13 protein-coding genes are annotated in these 17,607 nt (G+C 68.6%); 3 read left to right on the top strand and 10 right to left on the bottom strand.

Annotated elements, in window-relative coordinates; all coding sequences use genetic code 11:
• Positions 1-62 precede the first annotated feature (62 nt).
• From NRY95_08860 to NRY95_08835, 6 genes are all read right to left on the bottom strand, one after another.
• Positions 63-1,207, bottom strand: a protein-coding gene (locus NRY95_08860; protein UYC18045.1) for an IS3 family transposase whose coding sequence is annotated in 2 segments (ribosomal slippage) — positions 63-955 and positions 955-1,207 — 1,146 coding nt in all. Because the reading frame shifts where the segments join, the coding sequence is not laid out codon by codon here.
• 276 nt (positions 1,208-1,483) lie between these two features.
• Entirely contained in the window at positions 1,484-2,605 is a 1,122-nt protein-coding gene (locus NRY95_08855; protein ID UYC18044.1) for an extracellular solute-binding protein, read from the bottom strand.
• 160 nt (positions 2,606-2,765) lie between these two features.
• On the bottom strand, positions 2,766-3,890 hold the full coding sequence (locus NRY95_08850) for a polyamine ABC transporter substrate-binding protein (protein ID UYC18043.1): 1,125 nt from the start codon (positions 3,888-3,890) through the stop codon (positions 2,766-2,768).
• 97 nt (positions 3,891-3,987) lie between these two features.
• The gene (locus tag NRY95_08845; protein UYC18042.1) at positions 3,988-5,352 is read right to left on the bottom strand and encodes an aspartate aminotransferase family protein; all 1,365 of its coding nucleotides are present in this window, start codon (positions 5,350-5,352) and stop codon (positions 3,988-3,990) included.
• Positions 5,353-6,179: 827 nt separating this feature from the next.
• Positions 6,180-7,562, bottom strand: coding sequence for a glutamine synthetase family protein (locus NRY95_08840; protein ID UYC18041.1), 1,383 nt, complete (start codon positions 7,560-7,562; stop codon positions 6,180-6,182).
• A gap of 13 nt (positions 7,563-7,575) precedes the next feature.
• Positions 7,576-8,331, bottom strand: a complete 756-nt coding sequence (locus tag NRY95_08835) for a gamma-glutamyl-gamma-aminobutyrate hydrolase family protein (GenBank protein UYC18040.1) — start codon at positions 8,329-8,331, stop codon at positions 7,576-7,578.
• Between the two features lie 259 nt (positions 8,332-8,590).
• Here NRY95_08835 and NRY95_08830 point away from each other — a divergent pair, with 259 nt between their 5' ends.
• From NRY95_08830 to NRY95_08820, 3 genes are all read left to right on the top strand, one after another.
• Positions 8,591-9,970, top strand: coding sequence for a glutamine synthetase family protein (locus tag NRY95_08830; GenBank protein ID UYC18039.1), 1,380 nt, complete (start codon positions 8,591-8,593; stop codon positions 9,968-9,970).
• A gap of 100 nt (positions 9,971-10,070) precedes the next feature.
• Entirely contained in the window at positions 10,071-11,378 is a 1,308-nt protein-coding gene (locus NRY95_08825) for an FAD-binding oxidoreductase (protein UYC18038.1), read from the top strand.
• A gap of 105 nt (positions 11,379-11,483) precedes the next feature.
• Positions 11,484-12,788, top strand: coding sequence for a diguanylate cyclase (locus tag NRY95_08820; protein UYC18037.1), 1,305 nt, complete (start codon positions 11,484-11,486; stop codon positions 12,786-12,788).
• A gap of 18 nt (positions 12,789-12,806) precedes the next feature.
• Here NRY95_08820 and NRY95_08815 read toward each other — a convergent pair whose 3' ends face one another.
• The 4 genes from NRY95_08815 to fdhD all read right to left on the bottom strand — a co-directional run bounded on the left by NRY95_08815 (position 12,807) and on the right by fdhD (position 17,585).
• A complete protein-coding gene (locus tag NRY95_08815; GenBank protein ID UYC18036.1) occupies positions 12,807-14,087 on the bottom strand; it encodes an MHS family MFS transporter in 1,281 nt (426 codons plus the stop codon).
• A gap of 75 nt (positions 14,088-14,162) precedes the next feature.
• Positions 14,163-14,411, bottom strand: a complete 249-nt coding sequence (locus tag NRY95_08810; protein ID UYC18035.1) for a hypothetical protein — start codon at positions 14,409-14,411, stop codon at positions 14,163-14,165.
• Complete coding sequence (locus NRY95_08805) at positions 14,401-16,749, bottom strand: FdhF/YdeP family oxidoreductase (GenBank protein UYC18034.1); 2,349 nt, start codon at positions 16,747-16,749, stop codon at positions 14,401-14,403. Before NRY95_08805 ends, NRY95_08810 begins: the two co-directional genes overlap by 11 nt.
• On the bottom strand, positions 16,746-17,585 hold the full coding sequence (gene fdhD, locus NRY95_08800; GenBank protein UYC18033.1) for a formate dehydrogenase accessory sulfurtransferase FdhD: 840 nt from the start codon (positions 17,583-17,585) through the stop codon (positions 16,746-16,748). The genes NRY95_08805 and fdhD overlap by 4 nt, the downstream gene beginning before the upstream one ends.
• Between the last annotated feature and the right edge of the window lie 22 nt (positions 17,586-17,607).

Raw genomic sequence — 17,607 nt, 5'->3', positions numbered from 1 at the left:
GGCCTTCCGCTTGCGCCGTACCTGTTGTGGTCAAGTTTTGGTGGACACGTGGATAGGGGATTTCAGGTGGTGGCTTTCTCGTAGTCGGCTGGAGATCGATAGCCGAGGGTGGAGTGCAGGCGGTGGGTGTTGTAGAAGCCGACGATGTAGTGGGTGATGTCGGCGATGGCCTCGTTGGGGTTGGTGTAGCGACGCTGCCAGACGCGCTCCATTTTCAGGCTCAGGAAGAACCGCTCCATCACCGCGTTGTCCCAGCAGTTGCCCTTGCGGCTCATGCTGGCCACCAGCTTGTGCTTGGTCAGCAGGTCGCGGTGGGCCTGGCTGGCGTACTGGCTGCCGCGGTCGCTATGCACGATCAGCCCCGGCTTGGGCTGGCGCAGGGCAATGGCCATCTGCAAGGCGGTACAGACCAGCTCGGCCGGCATGGTCGGCGCCATCGCCCAGCCCACCACCTTGCGCGAGTACAGGTCCAGCACCGCGGCCAGGTACAGCCAGCCGCGCTCGGTGCGGATGTAGGTGATATCGGCCACCCAGGCCTGGTCGAGGGCGTCCGGGTTGAAGCGCCGATCCAGATGGTTGTCCGCCACCGGCATCTCGTGTCGGCTGTCGGTGGTATGGACGAACTTGCGCCTCCAGCGCGCCTTCAGTCCCTGCTGCTTCATCAGGCGGCGGACTCGATGGCGACCGGCGGGCAGGCCCTGGGCCTTCAGGCTCGCGCTCAGCCGGCGGCTGCCGTAGTTGCCGCCGCTGGCCTGGAAGGCCGCCTGCAACGGCGCAGCGAGCGTGCAGGACCTCGGTGCTGCGCGCCGCCGACGGGCCGCATACAGCCCCGAGCGGCTCACGCCCAGCAGCTGGCACAGCCGGGCGGTTGCGGCCTTCTCCTGCCACTGATCGATCATCTGCTGGATCATTTCAGTTCCCGGGCGAAGAAGGCCGATGCTTTTTTTAACAAGCTGTTGTCCTCACGCAGTCGCTGGTTCTCCCGTTCCAACTCACGGATGCGTTGCTGCTCGGGGGTCAGGGGCCGACCTTGCCCAGGCTGGCCGGCATGCTCGGCCTCGTATTGGGCCAGCCAGCGACGCACGGCGCTATCGACCAAGTCCAGATCGCGGCACACCTGACCCACGCTCAGGCCTTGGTCGCGGATCATTTGCACCACCTGCAGCTTGAAGGCGGTATCGAAATTTCTACGGATACGGGGCGTCATGTCGTTCAAAGTCCTCGCTGGGCATGATCATCCCCTATCGAGGTGTCCACGAGAATTAGACCAGGACAACCCTCACCCCTACCCCTCTCCCGACGGGAGAGGGGCTAAGGCACAGCACCGGCTGTTCCTTCTCCCACCGGGAGAAGGTGGCCCGCAGGGCCGGATGAGGGTAAGGGCGCAGCCTCGTACGCCCCAATTCAGCGAGACGCTTCGCGCCGTATCCTCACCCCAACCCCTCTCCCGACGGGAGAGGGGAATCACCTGCTGCGTCTCCGCTCAGCGCCCGGTCTTCAGCTCGGTCCACAGCCGCGTGTACTGGCGGTCCACCTCCGGCGGCATCACCGCCAGCGCGAACAGCTTGGCCTGCACCTGCGCCGGCGGGTAGATGGTGCGGTCGCCGCTGATCGCCGCATCGATCAGCGGCAGCGACTTGGGCACCGCGTTCGGATAGCTGACGAAGTTGGTGTTGGCCGCGGCCACTTCCGGGGTCAGCAGGTAATTGATGAACTGGTAGGCCTGCTCCGGATGCCTGGCGTCCTTGGGGATCGCCAGCATGTCGAAGAACTGCAGCGCGCCTTCCTTCGGGATCGAGTAGGCGATGTGCACGCCGTTCTTGGCCTCCTCGGCGCGGTCGCGCGCCTGCAGGATGTCGCCCGACCAGCCCACCACCAGGCAGGTGCTGCCCTTGGCCAGCGCGTCGATGTACTGCGAGGAGTGGAAGTTCTGGATGTAGGGGCGGATTTCCTTGAGCTTGGCCGCGGCCTTTTCGATCACCTTCGGGTCGGTGCTGTTCGGGTCCTCGCCTAGGTAGTGCAGCACCGTCGGCACGATCTCCGAGGCGGTGTCGAGGAAGGTCACCCCGCAGTCCTTGAGCTTGGCCAGGTTCTCCGGCTTGAACACCAGGTCCCAGCTGTCGACCACGTCGGTGCTGCCGAACGCGGCCTGGATCTTGTCCACGTTGTAGCCGATGCCGGTGGTGCCCCACAGGTACGGCACCGCGTAGGTGTTGCCCGGATCCTGCTGCGCGATGCGCTGCATCATCGCCGGGTCCAGATTGACCAGGTTGGGGATCTTGCTCTTGTCCAGCGGCAGGAACACCCCGGCCTGGATCTGCCGGCCGAGGAAACTCAGCGACGGCACCACCACGTCGTAGCCGCTGCCGCCGGCCAGCAGCTTGGCTTCCAGCACCTCGTTGCTGTCGAACACGTCGTAGGTGACATGGATGCCGCTATGCCGCTCGAAGCCGGGCAAGGTGCCTTCGGCGATGTAGTCCGACCAGTTGTAGACGTTCAACTGCCTGGCATCGCCGCCGTCCGCCGCGGCGTCCTGCCGGCCCGATCCGCCGCAGCCCGCCAGGCACAGCACCGCCACCATCCCCGCTATCGCTCGCCGCTTCATCGTCGTCTCCCATGCCGCCCGTTGCGGGCAGCGGTTGGCGGGACGCCGCGCTGGCGCGGATCCCGGTGGCCCTCCCCTTTGGCGACCGCGCCTTGCGCGGCCGTACTGCGTGCAGGCGCCGCGCCGAAGCGCGGCGCCATGGACCACGGACGCGACCGGCTCAGCGGCCGGTCTTGATCTCCGTCCACAGGCGGGTATACAGCTTGTCCACCTCGGGCGGGTTGATCGAATAGGTGAACATTTTCGCCGCCACCTCCGGCGGCGGGTAGATGGTCGGGTCGTTGCGGATCGCCGCATCCACCAGCGGCGTCGCCTTGGGCACCGGATTGGCGTAGTGGATGAAGTTGGAGTTGGCCGCGGCCACCTCCGGCGTCAGCAGGTAGTTGATGAACTTGTAGGCGTTCTCCGGATGCTTGGCATCCTTCGGGATCGCCAGCATGTCGAACCACTGCGGCGCGCCTTCCTTGGGGATCGAATAGGCCACTTTCACGCCGTTCTTGGCTTCCTCGGCGCGGTCGCGCGCCTGGATGATGTCGCCGGACCAGCCCACCGCCAGGCAGGTGCTGCCGTTGGCCAGCGAGGTCACGTACTGCGAGGAGTGGAAGTTCTGCACGTACGGGCGGATGCTCTTGATCAGCGCGGCGGCCTTCTCGATCTTGGCGCTGTCGGTGGTGTGCGGATCCTCGCCCTGGTAGTGCAGCGCGATCGGGATCAGGTCCGACGGCGTATCGAGGATGGTGACGCCGCAGTCCTTGAGCTTGGCGATGTTCTCCGGCTTGAACACCAGGTCCCAGCTGTTGGCGATGTCGGTGCTGCCGAACGCGGCCTTGACCTTGTCCACGTTGTAGCCGATGCCGGTGGTGCCGACCATGTACGGCACGCCGTACTTGTTGCCCGGATCCTGCTGCGCGATGCGCCGCATGATCTCCGGATCCAGGTTGGCCAGGTTCGGGATCTTGCTCTTGTCCAGCGGCAGGAACACCCCGGCCTGGATCTGCCGGCCGAAGAAGTTCAGCGTCGGCACCACCACGTCGTAGCCGCTGCCGCCGGCCAGCAACTTGGTCTCGACCATCTCGTCGCTGTCGAACACGTCGTAGGTGACCTTGACCCCGCTGGCCTTCTCGAACGCGGGCACGGTGTTCTCGGCGATGTAGTCCGAATAGTTGTAGACGTTGAGGACCTGGTCCTCGCCCGCCGCGGGCTTGCCGCCTTCGCCGCCGCCGGAACCGCCACAGGAGGCGAGCAGCGCCGCAGAGAGGGAAAGGGTGAGCAGTCGCAGCTTCATTGCAGGTCTCCGCAGGTCCATGGGGAAGATCGGAAGATACACGCCGCGGCGTCGCGCGGCCGCCTCAAGACACCCATCCAGACTAACCAGCGCCGGCCTATTTGCCCAGCGTCTGGGCGGTGTCCTCCAGCGCCAGCCAGGCCTTGTCGAACAGCTCGTCGACCTGGGCGCGGCTGAGGATCAGCGGCGGCGACAGCAGCATCGCATCGTTGGTCGCGCGCAGGATCAGGCCGCGGCGCAGCGCATGGTCGCGGCACAGCGCGCCGACCTTGCCGCGGTCGGGGAAATAGTGCCGGCGCGGCTTGTCCGGGACAAGTTCCAGCGCGCCGATCATGCCGACGATGCGCGCCTCGCCGACCAGCCGATGCTCGCCCAGCTCGGCCCAGCGCTGCGCCAGGTACGGCGCGATCTCGCGGCGCGCGCGTTCGACGATGCCCTCGTCCTGCAGCAGGCGCAGGTTCTCCAGCGCCACCGCCGCGCACACCGGATGCCCCGAATAGGTGCAACCGTGCGCCAGCTCGCCGCCCTGCTCCTTCAGCACCGTGGCCACGCGCTTGCCGAACATCGCCGCGCCGAGCGGGATGTAGCCGGAGGTGATGCCCTTGGCGATGGTCATCACGTCCGGCTGGAACCCGAAGTGCTGCGCGCCGAACCATTCGCCGGTGCGGCCGAAGCCGCAGATCACTTCGTCGGCGACCAGCAGCACGTCGTAGCGGCGGCAGATGCGCTCGATCTCCGGCCAGTAGCTGCGCGGCGGGATGTACACGCCGATCGCGCCCATGATCGGTTCGCCGATGAACGCGGCCACGCGCTGCGGCCCCAGTTCCAGGATTTTGTCCTCGAGCCGGCGCGCGGCCAGCAGGCCGTATTCCTCCGGATCCAGGTCGCCGCCGTCGCCGAACGGGTATGGCGGGTCGATATGGTGGATGTCGGGAATGGGCAGTCCGCCCTGGCGGTGCATGCCCTTCATCCCGCCGAGGCTGGCGCCGGCCATGGTGGTGCCGTGGTAGCCGTCGTGGCGGCCGATGAAGATGCTCTTCTGCGGCTGGTCCTGCACGGCCCAGAAGTGCCGCACCAGGCGCAGGATGGTGTCGTTGGCCTCGGAGCCGGAGTTGGTGAAGAAGGCATGGTCGAGGTCGCCGGTGGTGAGTTCGGCGAGTTTGGCGGCGAGGCGGATGGTCGGCTCGGTGGTGCACTGGAAGAAGCTGTTGTAGTACGCCAGCTGTTCCATCTGCCGCGCGGCGGCCTGGCCGAGTTCCTTGCGCCCATAGCCGACGTTGACGCACCACAGCCCGGCGAAGGCGTCGAGCAGCTGGTTGCCGTCGGCGTCCCAGACGTAGGCGCCGTCGCCGCGGGTCAGGATGCGCGTGCCTTTCTGGGCCAGCGCGGCGTTGTCGTTGAACGGGTGCAGGTGATGCGCCGCATCCAGATCCTGCAGGGCCCGCGTTTCTATCCGATCCATGTCGACTCCATGCTCTGGTGCTGTGTCTGGTGGTGCTGTGCTGTTGCTGTGTTCCTGCTGCCGCTCTTGCTGTTGCCTTCGCCTTGGCTGTCGCTGTCGCTTTGCCCTTCGCTGCTGCTGCGGCTATTGCTTCCGCCTTTGCCCTTCGCTGTTGCTGCGGCTGTTGCTGCGGCTGCGGCTGTTGCTGTTGCTGCGGCTGTTGCTGTTGCTTTCGCCTTTGACTTACCGGGTTCCCTTCCGAAGCGGCGGCCATGGCGGGGAAAAACCCGAAGGGCGGCGCACATGGATGTGCGCCGTTCGCGGCAGGGGCAGGATGCCCCTTCCGCGAATCCCCGTCATGGACGCGGACCTGGAGCGCGCAGCGCGGAGGGCGCGAGGCAGGGCGCGCTTTCTTTTGGTTACTTTTCTTTGCGCGAGCAAAGAAAAGTGACTCGCCGTAAGGCGAAAGCTTTGCTCCTGCTGCTCCGTTGCTACTGCTTAAGCCCTACAAGCAAAGCAAGAGCAAAAGCTTTCGCGCTTGGGCGCGAGTCACTTTTCTTTGCTTGTGCAAAGAAAAGTAACCAAAAGAAAGCACACCCCGCAGCGCGCCCTCCGCGCTTCGCGCTCCGGGTCCGCAGGCCCAACGGGCATTTTTCGATGGCACATCCATGTGCCAGCGAAAAACGTCGCGCATCCTGCGCGCCGCCCTTCGGGTATTCGCCCGCCGGGCCTGCCGCGCTGAGGGGGCCCGGTAGATCAAAAGCAAAGCAACAACAACAACAACAACAACAACAACAACAGCTTGCGATTGCAACCTTCTCGATGCGCCATCACAAGCAAGAGCACACTCACACGTTCAACAACAAGAACTCACGTTCCCACGAACTGATCACCCGGAAGAACGTCTCGTACTCCTTGCGCTTGACCGAAATGTACGCGCGCACGAAACGCGGCCCCAGCATCTCCTGCAGCGGCGTACACCGCTCCAACTCGTCCAGCGCCTCGCCCAGCGAGCGCGGCAACTGGTAGCCCATCTCCTTGCCGTTGCCGCTGATCGGCTCGGTCGGCTCCAGCTTCTCGCGGATGCCCAGCAACCCGCAGGCCAGCGTCGCCGCCATCGCCAGGTACGGATTGGCGTCGGAGCCGGCGAAGCGGCTCTCCACCCGCATGTTCTCGATCGTGTCGATCGGCACCCGCAGCCCGCAGGTGCGGTTGTCGAAACCCCACAGCACATTGCTCGGCGACACCTCGCCGAACATCAGCCGGCGGTAGGAATTGACGTTCGGCGCCAGCAGCGCCATCGCCATCGGCACGTACTTCTGCAACCCCGCCAGGTAGTGCGCGAAGGTGCGGCTGTACTCGCCGGCGCGGCGCCCGCTGAACACGTTCTTGCCGTGCTTGTCGACCAGGCTCTGGTGGATGTGCATCGCGCTGCCCGGCTCGTTCTCCATCGGCTTGGCCAGGAACGTGGCGTAGACGCCGTGGCGCATCGCCGCCTCGCGCATCGTGCGCTTGAACAGGAATACCTGGTCGGCGCGCGACAGCGCATCGGAATGGGTGAAGTTGACCTCCAGCTGCGCCGCGCCGGATTCGTGGATCAAGGTGTCCACGTCCAGTTCCATCGCGTCGCAATAGTCGTACATCAGGTCCAGGATCGGGTCGAATTCGTTGACCGCGTCGATCGAGTACGACTGCCGCGCCGTCTCCGGCCGCCCCGAGCGGCCGGCCGGCGGCAGCAGCGGGAAGTCCGGATCGGTGTTCTTCTGCACCAGGAAGAATTCCAGTTCCGGGGCGACCACCGGTTTCAGGCCGAGCTCCGCATAGGCCTGCAGCACGCCGCGCAGGACGTTGCGCGGCGCCAGGTCGTGCGGCTGGCCGTCCTTGGTGTAGCAGTCGTGGATCACCTGCGCGGTCGGGTCGGTGGCCCACGGCACCATCCGCACCGTATCCGGGTCCGGGCGCAGCTGCATGTCCGAGTCCGACGGCGAGGTCAGGTCGTAGTAGTCGTCGGGATACTCGCCGGTGACGGTGGTGGCGAAGATGCCCTCGGGCAGGCGCGTGCCGTAGTCGTGGGAGAACTTGGCCGCGGGAATGATCTTGCCGCGTGCGTTGCCGGTGATGTCCGGCACCAGGCACTCGACCTCGGTGATGTGGCGATCCTTCAGCCAACGGCGCAGCGAGCTTTCCTGCTGTTCGGGGGTGTTCTTGCGGGAGCGCGGTCGGCTGGCCATGGGGGAATTCGATTCAGTGCGTGCGGCGAGCCGCGTAGTGGCGACAGGCATCGCCGAAGGATTGGAAGATGCCCAGGTAGAACGGGTCGTCGAGGACGCGCCATTCCGGATGCCACTGTACGCCCAGCAGGAAGCCGGGACCGATACCGCGGAACGCCTCGATCAATCCGTCCGGCGCGCGTGCCTCCACGATCAGGTCGCCGCCGAGCCGGGCCACGCCCTGCCCGTGCAGCGAGTTGACCCGCACCCGCTCCCTGCCGGCGATGTCCGCCAGCCAGCCGCCTTCGCTCAGGGTCACCTCGTGCACCGGCGCGTACTGCAGGTCCAGCGCGGCCTGGGTGTCCTCGCGATGATCCGACAGCCCGGGCACCGCGTGCACCTTCTGGTGCAGGGTGCCGCCCAGGGCCACGTTGACTTCCTGGAAGCCGCGGCAGATCGCCAGGATCGGCAGGCCGAGCGCGATCGCCTGCGGGATCAGGTCCAGCGTGTTGGCGTCGCGCGCCGGATCGTGCGGATTGCCGAGCCAGCTGGGTTCGTCGCCGTAATGATGCGGTTCGATGTTGCTGACCGCGCCGGTCAGCAACAGGCCGTCCAGCCGCACCAGCCAGTCGCGCGGCGCGACCGGCGGCTGCAGCGACGGCAGCAGCACCGGCGTCACCCCGGCGCCGTCGACCGCGGCACGCAGGTACTTTTCTCCAGCGACCAGGAACGGATGCTGGCCGATGAGCTTGCGATCGGTCGACAGGCCGACCAGGGGCGATACAGCCATGCGAAGAGCTCGTGTGGCGTCGCCGCAAGTTACCCCGGGCGTTTTATTTTTACAACACGCCACAGCGGCGCATGGCGGTGGGCGCGGGCGCACGGCCACTGCCCGTATCCGGCGCAGCGCGCTTTATTACAGGATCGCGATGGCCGGCACGCAGACGCGGCACCCGGCGCATCCCACGCTGCCGGCGCCTCGACCTGTTGAGTATTCTTGACGCGAACCCCGCTCTGCTAAGCTCGTCGCACTCCCGCAGGCCGCCACCATGACCCGCACCCACGACGCTCCGCCCCTGCCCCCGGACGCCGCCCGGGCCCTGCAGCGCATCCCCGGCTGCGAACAGATCGACCTGCTGCTGCCGGACGGCAACGGCCTGCTGCGCGGCAAGCGCATCGCCCGCGACGCGCTGGAAAAGGTCTATCGCGACGGCGTATGCCTGCCGATGTCGCTGATCGCCACCGACATCACCGGCAACACGGTCGAGGAGACCGGCCTGGGCTACGCCATCGGCGACGAGGACCGGCTGTGCTTCCCGGTCCCCGGCACGCTGCAGCCGGTGCCGTGGGCGCCGGTGCCGTCGGCGCAGTTGCTGCTGGCGATGCGCGACGGCGCCGGTGACCCGCTGGACATCGCCCCGCGCGAAGTGCTGGCGCGGGTGCTGGCGCGGCTGCGCGCGCGCGGGCTGACCCCGGTGATCGCGGTGGAACTGGAGTTCTACCTGTTCGATCCGCGCGCCGATGCCGATGGCCGCCCGCAACCGCCGCTGCAGGCGCACACCGGGCTGCGCAACGACAGCACCCAGGTCTACTACATGCAGGAACTGGACGACCAGCGCGGCTTCACCGACGCGGTCGCGCAGGCCTGCCGCGCGCAGGGCATCCCCGCCGATACCGCGGTCGCCGAGTACGCGCCCGGCCAGTTCGAGATCAACCTCAAGCACCGCGGCGACGCGCTCGCCGCCTGCGACGACGCGCTGATGCTCAAGCGCGCGATCAAGGCGATCGCGCAGCAGCAGGGCCTGCTCGCCAGCTTCATGGCCAAGCCGTTCGCCGCGCAGTCCGGCAGCGGCCTGCACCTGCACGTGAGCCTGCTCGACGAGGCCGGCGACAACGTCTTCGCCGGCACCCCGCAGGCGCCGGCCGACGCATTGCGCCATGCCATCGGCGGGCTGCAGCGCAGCGCCGACGACTGCCTGCTGCTGTTCGCCCCGCACGCCAACAGCTACCGCCGCTTCGTGCCCAATGCGTTCGTGCCGCTCAACGACAGCTGGGGCTTCAACAACCGCACCGTGGCGATGCGGGTGCCGTACAGCGATCCGGCCAATACCCGCATCGAGCACCGCATCGCCGGCGCCGACGCCAATCCGTATCTGGTCGCCGCGGCGGTGCTGGCCGGCATCGGGCACGGCCTGCAGCAGGGTTTCGACCCAGGCCCGCCGGTGCAGGGCAACGCTTACGAACAGACGCAGATCCGCCATCCTGACTGGCGCGGCGCGATCGCCGGATTCCTCGCCAGCGACTTCGTCGCCGAGCAATTCGGTAGCCGCTTCCGCCACGTCTACGGCCAGCAGAAACGCCGCGAGATGCTGGATTTCCATGCGCAGGTGAGCGATCTGGATTACCGGTGGTACCTGCGGACGGTGTGAGTGGAGCCGGGACTGGGGACTCGGGACTCGGGACTCGGAAAGCAAAAGCCAAGCATCCGGAGGCCGACCCCATGTTTCCCCTCTACAGCAGCTCGCCGCCATGACCCGCTTCTCCCCGAGTCCCCAGTCCCCAGTCCCCAGTCCCGACACCTCCTGGTACACCGCCAGCGCCGCCCCCTTCCCGCCGCAGCCGCCGTTGCGCGGCCAGGTACGGGCCGACGTGTGCATCCTCGGCGCCGGCTATACCGGGTTGAGCGCGGCGCTGGCGCTGGCCGAGGCCGGTTACCAGGTCGCGATCGTGGAAGCGCAGCGGGTCGGCTGGGGCGCGTCCGGGCGCAACGGCGGCCAGGCCATCGTCGGCTACGGCTGCGAGCAGCACAAGCTGGAGGCGTTGCTCGGCAGCGCCGAGGCGCGGCTGCTGTTCGATTTCTCGCGCGACGGCATGCAGCTGCTGCGCAACCGCATCCAGCGCCACGCCATCGCCTGCGACTGGCGCGACGGCCATGCGCATGTGGCGATCAAGCCGCGCCAGGTGCGCGCGCTGCAGGCCGGCATCGTCGAGATGGCGCAGCGCTACGACTACCCGCTGCAGTGGTGGGACCGCGAGCAATTGCACGCACAACTGCGCAGCGAGCGCTACCTGGGCGCGATGTACGACCCGGCCAGCGGCCACCTGCACCCGCTCGAGTACGCACACGGGCTGGCGCGTGCGGCGCTGGCCGCCGGCGTGCGCATCTACGAACAGTCGCCGGTGACCGCGCTGGTGCGCGGCGCGCGGCCGATCCTGCGCAGCGCGCACGGCGCGGTGCAGGCCGATTTCGCGGTGCTGGCCGGCAATGCCTGGCTGCGCGGCATCGCGCCGGAACTGGAATCGCGGATCATGCCGGTCGGCACCTACATCGGGGCCAGCGCGCCGCTGGGCGCGGCGCTGGCGCGCGAGCTGATCGGCAACGACATGGCGGTGGCCGACGTGAACTGGGCGCTGGACTATTTCCGCCTCAGCCGCGACCACCGCCTGCTGTTCGGCGGCCGCGCCAGCTACTCCTCGCTGCCGCCGCCGGGCCTGCGCGGGGTCATGACCCGGCGCATGCGCCGGGTGTTCCCGCAGCTGCGCGCGGTCGAGCTGGACTACGTGTGGGGCGGCTACGTCGACATCACCCGCAACCGCGCCCCGCACTGGGGCCGGCTGACCCCCAACGTCTATTTCGCGCAGGGTTTTTCCGGCCACGGCGTGGCCGCCACCGGCCTGGCCGGCGATGCCATCGCCGCGGCCATCGCCGGGCAGGCGCAGCGCCTGGACCTGTTCGCGAAAATCCCGCACGCGCCGTTTCCCGGCGGGCGCCTGCTGCGCACGCCGCTGCTGGTGGCGGCGATGTCCTGGTACAAGCTGCGCGACGCGCTGTGGTGAACGCGCCGCGCCGACGGCATGCGCGCGCCGCCGGACGGTCTAAAGTTGCCCGCGGCACGGCCGCTAACTGAGGTCTACTCCCCAAGGGCGCATTGCGCGGCTCGCATGCTGCAACCGTTGCCGGCCTATCCGATTGCCAGCGAAAGCGGGGCTGCCCAGCAGCGCATCCTGCTGGTGGAGAATTCGCGCACGTTCACCGGGCTGCTGCGCGAGGCGATCGAGCAGCGGGTGGAACTGCCGGTCACCGTGGTCTCGACCCTGGCCGAAGCGGCGCGCGCACTGGACGACGGCGGTTCCTGGTTCCTGGCCCTGACCGGGCTGGTGCTGGCCGACGGCGACCGCGACACGGTGGTGGATTTCTTCGTCGCCCGCGGCCTGCCCACGGTGGTGGTCAGCGGGGTCTACGACGAAAGCCTGCGCAAGCGCGTGCTGACCCAGCAGATCATCGACTTCGTGCTGAAGAACGCGCCCGGCAGCATCGACTACCTGGCCTGGCTGGTGCAGCGGCTGGCGCGCAACCGCAGCATCGCCGCGCTGGTGGTGGACGATTCGCCGTCGGCGCGCGCGTATGCGGCGAGCCTGCTGGCGATGTACGGCTACCAGGTGGTGGAAGCCGCCGACGGCGCCGCCGGACTGAAGGCGGTGGAGGCCAATCCGGCGATCCGCCTGGCCGTGGTCGACCAGGAAATGCCGGGCATGGAAGGGGTGGAGTTCACCCGCCGGCTGCGCGCGATCCGCGCCCGCGACAAGCTGGCGGTGATCGGCCTGTCCGGCAACAGCGATCCGTCGCTGGTGCCGCGCTTCCTCAAGAACGGCGCCAACGACTTCCTGCGCAAACCTTTTTCGCGCGAGGAATTCTTCTGCCGCGTGTCGCAGAACGTGGACCAGCTGGAACTGATCGGCACGCTGCAGGACCTGGCCACGCGCGATTTCCTCACCGGCCTGCCCAACCGCCGGCACTTCCTGGAACAGAGCCAGCGCCTGCTGCCGCAATGGCTGGCGCACAGCGACACGGTCAGCGTGGCGATGCTCGACATCGACCATTTCAAGCACATCAACGACAGCTGGGGCCACGAAGCCGGCGACGACGCGCTGCGCGCGGTGGCGACGACGGTGGCTGCGCATGCGCGCCCGCAGGATCTGGTGGCGCGCTTCGGCGGCGAGGAATTCTGCATGCTGGTGCCGGGCCTGGATGCCGCGGCGGCCAGCGCCTATTTCGAGACCCTGCGCCAGCGCATCGACGCACTGCAGGTGCAGGTGGGCGAGCAGACGCTGCGCATCACCATCAGCATCGGCGTGTGCACCAGCGACGCACGGCGCGCTGCGCTGCACCCGCTCTTGGCCGAGGCCGACAAGCACCTGTACCTGGCCAAGGCCGGCGGCCGCAACCGGGTCGAGCACGCCGCCTGAGCGCAGCGTGCGCTGGCCTCAGCGGCGCCTGGCGCCGATCACCAGCAGCGCCAGCAGGCTCAACGCCGCTCCGGCACTGAGGTAGTAGCCGACCCATGGCAGGCCGTAGTGCTTGGCCAGCCAGCTGGCCACGTACGGCGCCGGTGCCGCACCGATGATGCCGGCCAGGTTGAACGACATCGAGGCACCGGTGTAACGCACCTGCACCGGATACAGTTCGGCCAGCAAGGTGCCGCAGGGCCCGTAGGTCAGGCCCATGAAGAACGAACCCAGCGACAGGAACGCCAGCAGCTGCCATGGATGCGCAGCGCCGAACAGCGGCGCGAAGCCCAGCCCGAACAGGACGATGACGAGGCCGGCCACGATCATCGTGCGATGCGTGCCGTAGCGGTCGCCGTAATGCGCCGATATCGGAATGCCGGCGGCGAAGAACAGGATGCCGACCATCTGCAGCAGCAGGAACTGCTCGCGGCCGTAGCCGAGTACCGCGGTGCCGTAACCCAGCGCGAACACCGTCATCAGATAGAACAGCATGAAGGTCGCGAACACGCCGAAGGTGCCGAGCAGCAGCGCACCGGCATGCCGCGACAGCACCGTCCACATCGGCAACGCCACCCGCTCCTTGCGTTGCAGCGCCCTCTGGAAATCCGGGGTTTCGTGGATGCGCAGGCGCACCCACAGCCCGGTCACCACCAGCAGCGCACTGGCCACGAACGGGATGCGCCAGCCCCAGCGCATGAACTGCGTATCGTCGAGCACCGCACCGAGCAGCAGGAAGATCCCGGAGGACAGCAGGAAGCCCAGTGGCGCGCCCAGTTGCGGGAACATGCCGTACCAGGCGCGCTTGCCCGGCGGCGCGTTCTCGGTGGCCAGCAACACCGCCCCGCCCCATTCGCCGCCCAGGCCAAGGCCCTGGCCGAAGCGGCACAGCGCCAGCAGCGCCGGCGCCCACATGCCGATGCTGGCGTAGCTGGGCAACAGCCCGATCACCACCGTGGACAGGCCCATGGTCAGCAGCGCGGCCACCAGCGTCGCCTTGCGCCCGATGCGGTCGCCGAAATGGCCGAACAGCGCCGAGCCGACCGGCCGCGCCACGAACGCCACCGCGAACGTGGCCAGCGACTGCAGCCGCGCCGCGTCGGCGTCGCCGGTCGGGAAGAACAGTTTCGGGAACACCAGCACCGCGGCGGTGGCGTAGATGTAGAAATCGAAGAACTCGATGGTGGTGCCGATCAGGCTGGCCAGCAGCACGCGGCGCGGCGAATTGACGGGCGAAGCGGGAAGCGCGGCAGCGGTCATGGAGGCGGCATCGACGGGAAACCGCCCGATTCTGGCAGATCGGCCGCGGCGCCGCAGCGCCACGCCGCTTGGCGCTCAGCGCGGCAGTTGCGCGCGGCCGGCGGCGGTCAGCACCGCCACCTCGCGCTCGCCGCGCGTCTCCACCCGGATCCAGCCCGGCCCCGCGCGCCCGTCCAGGGTGGCCTCGCCCAGCCAGGCCAGGGTGCGCAGCAGCACGCTCATGCGCACGCCCAGGCGCTTGCACAAGCGCGCCAGCGCGACGCCCTCCGGCTCCGGCGCCAGCGCCTCCAGCAGCGCCCGGGTCAGCGCCGGATCAGCGGACAAGCGCCACGCCGATGTCGCGCGGCGCCGCGTCGGCGGCATCGGCCAGGTGCGGCGTCACCACCACCGGGATCGACTTGGAGGTCGGCGTGCGCGCCTCGTCGGCGAAGCTGGACAGCGGCACCAGGCCGTTGGTCTCCGGGTAGTAGGCGGCCAGGCAGCCGCGCGGGATGTTGTACTCCACCAGCAGGAAACGCTTGGCATGGCGCTGCACGCCGTCTTCGCCGAGGCTTTCCAGGTCCACCCAGGCGCCGGCCTGCAGGCCCAGATCGGCGATGTCGGCAGCGTTGATGAACAGCACCCGGCGCTCGCCGAACACGCCGCGGTAGCGGTCGTCCAGGCCATAGATGGTGGTGTTGTACTGGTCGTGCGAGCGCGTCGTGGCCAGGGTGAACACCGGTTGCGCGGGGCGCTGGCGGCGCGCGCGGTGGATCGGGTTGTCGGTGGGCACCGCGTGCACCTTGAACACCGCGCGGCCTTCCGGGGTGTCCCACACCCGGTCGCGCGCGGTATTGGACAGGCGGAAGCCGCCGGGCACGCGTACCCGCGCGTTGAAGTCGGCGAAATCCTCGAACACCTGCGCGATCAGGTCGCGGATGCGGTCGTAGTCGGCGGCCAGCCAGCGCCAGCGGATCGCGCTGCGCGCGCCGAGCGTGGCTTCGGCCAGGCGCGCGACGATCGCCGGTTCCGACAGCAGCTCCGGCGACGCCGGCGGATTGATCCCCGCCGACAGGTGCACCATGCTCATCGAGTCCTCGACGCTGACGCTCTGCGGTCCGGCCTCCTGGATGTCGATCTCGGTGCGCCCCAGGCACGGCAGGATCAGCGCGTCGCGGCCGTGCACCAGGTGGCTGCGGTTGAGCTTGGTGGTCACGTGTACGGTGAGGTCGCAGCGGCGCAGCGCGCGATGCGTGGCCTCGGTGTCGGGGGTGGCGGTGGCGAAGTTGCCGCCCATGCCGAAGAAGGTCCTGGCGCGGCCGTCGCGCATCGCCTCGATCGCGCCGACGGTGTCGAAACCGGATGCGCGCGGCGGATCGAACCCGAACACCTGCTGCAACCGGTCCAGGAACGCGGCCGGCGGCTTCTCGTAGATCATCATCGTGCGGTCGCCCTGCACGTTGCTGTGCCCGCGCACCGGGCAGGCGCCGGCGCCGGGGCGGCCCAGATGGCCGCGCAGCAGCAGCAGGTTGGCGATCATGTGGATCGTGGCCACCGAGTGCTTGTGCTGGGTGATGCCCATGCCCCAACAGGCGATCAGCCGTTCGGATTTCAGGTAGATCTCGCCGGCATGGCGCAGCTCGGCCTCGCTCAGCCCGGATTCCTCGACGATGGTCGCCCACGGTTCGGCGATCACGTCCGCGGCGAAGGCGTCGAAGTTGGCGGTGTGCTGGGTGATGAACTGCAGGTCGAGCAGGCGCGGTTGCGCCGCGCGCGCGGCCTCGGCATCGCGCTCCAGCACGTGCTTGATGATGCCCTTGACCGCGGCCAGGTCGCCGCCGATCTTCAACTGGAAGTAGTCCGACGAAATCCGCGTCGAACCGTTGTGCAGCATCTGCAGCTTGTCCTGCGGATCGGCGAACTTCTCCAGGCCGCGCTCGCGCAGCGGATTGAACGACACGATCGCCGCGCCGCGCCTGGCCGCCTGGCGCAGCTCGCCGAGCATGCGCGGATGGTTGGTGCCCGGGTTCTGGCCGAAGATGAAGATGGCATCGGCCAGTTCGAAATCGTGCAACGACACCGTGCCCTTGCCCACGCCGATCTGCGACTTGAGCGCGGTGCCCGACGGCTCGTGGCACATGTTGGAGCAGTCGGGGAAGTTGTTGGTGCCGAACTCGCGCACGAACAGCTGGTACAGGAACGCGGCCTCGTTGCTGGTGCGCCCGGAGGTGTAGAAGATCGCCTCGTCCGGCGAGGCCAGGCCGTTGAGGTGCGTGGCGATCAGCGCGAACGCGGCGTCCCAGCCCACCGGCACGTAGTGGTCGCTGGCGCTGTCGTAACGCAGCGGATGGGTCAGCCGGCCCTGCCCTTCCAGCCAGTAGTCGCTGTACCTGGCCAGCTGCGCGACGCTGTGCTGCGCGAACAGTTCCGGCGTGGCGCGGCGCGCGGTGGCTTCGGCGGCCACCGCCTTGGCGCCGTTCTCGCAGAACTCGAAGGTCGAGGTGTGGTCGCGGTCGGGCCAGGCGCAGCCGGGACAGTCGAAGCCGTCGGGCTGGTTGGCGTGCAGCAGGGTCTTGGCCCCCTGCACCGCCACGTCCTGTTGCAGCAGGTGGGTGGCGACGGCGCGCAGCGCGCCCCAGCCGCCGGCAGGCTGCGTGTACGGTTGAATGGTTTTCTTGCTCATGCGGGCTCTCCGGCGTGCTCGGCCTGGTGCAGGCGCTGCGGATGGCTGTAGACGACGTAATCGTGGTCGCGGGCGAAACCGATCAGGGTCAGGCCGGCGCTGTCGGCCAGCGCGATCGCCAGTGCGGTGGGTGCGGAAATGGCGGCCAGCAGCGGGATGCCGGCCTGTGCGGCCTTCATCGCCATCTCGTAGCTGGCGCGGCTGGTGACCACGGCGAAGCCGCTGGCCGGATCGACGCCGGCGGTGGCCAGCGCGCCGATCAGCTTGTCCAGCGCGTTGTGCCGGCCGACGTCCTCGCGCGCCAGCTGCACGCCTCCATCGGCGTCGGCCCATCCGGCGGCGTGGGTGGCGCCGGTGATCGCGTTGAGCGGTTGCTGCTGGCGCAGCTCGCGCAAGGCCCGCGCCAGCGCCGCCGGCGCGATCGCGGTACCGGCCGGCAACGGCCGCGGCGCGCGCAGCACCGCCTCGATCGATTCGCTGCCGCACACCCCGCAGCCGCTGCGGCCCTGCAGGTTGCGGCGCCGCGCCTGCAGGGCCGCGGCATGCGCGGGCGGGATCTGCAGTTGCAGCGAGACCCCTTCCAGGAAGGTGTCCACGCTGGCGATGCGCAGCTGCGCCGGATCCTCGACGATGCCTTCGCTGAGCGAGAAGCCCAGCGCGAAATCGTGCAGGTCTTCGGGGGTGGCCATCATCACCACGAACGGCTCGCCGTTGTAGGCGAACGCCACCGGCACCTCGGCCGCCACCAGATCCTGGGTGAGCGCGGTGCGCCCGTCGCGATGGCGGTGCACGCCGCGCGCGACGGCGCCGGGCCGGGAAGACGCACGCGAGTACATGGTGACGCCTCCCTCCCGCGAA

Origin of the sequence: Xanthomonas campestris pv. phormiicola (assembly GCA_025666215.1) — a bacterium.
GTDB classification, from domain to species: domain Bacteria; phylum Pseudomonadota; class Gammaproteobacteria; order Xanthomonadales; family Xanthomonadaceae; genus Xanthomonas_A; species Xanthomonas_A campestris_A.
Note: the sequence above shows the minus strand (reverse complement) of the source record. Positions and strands in the feature narration are given on the sequence as shown.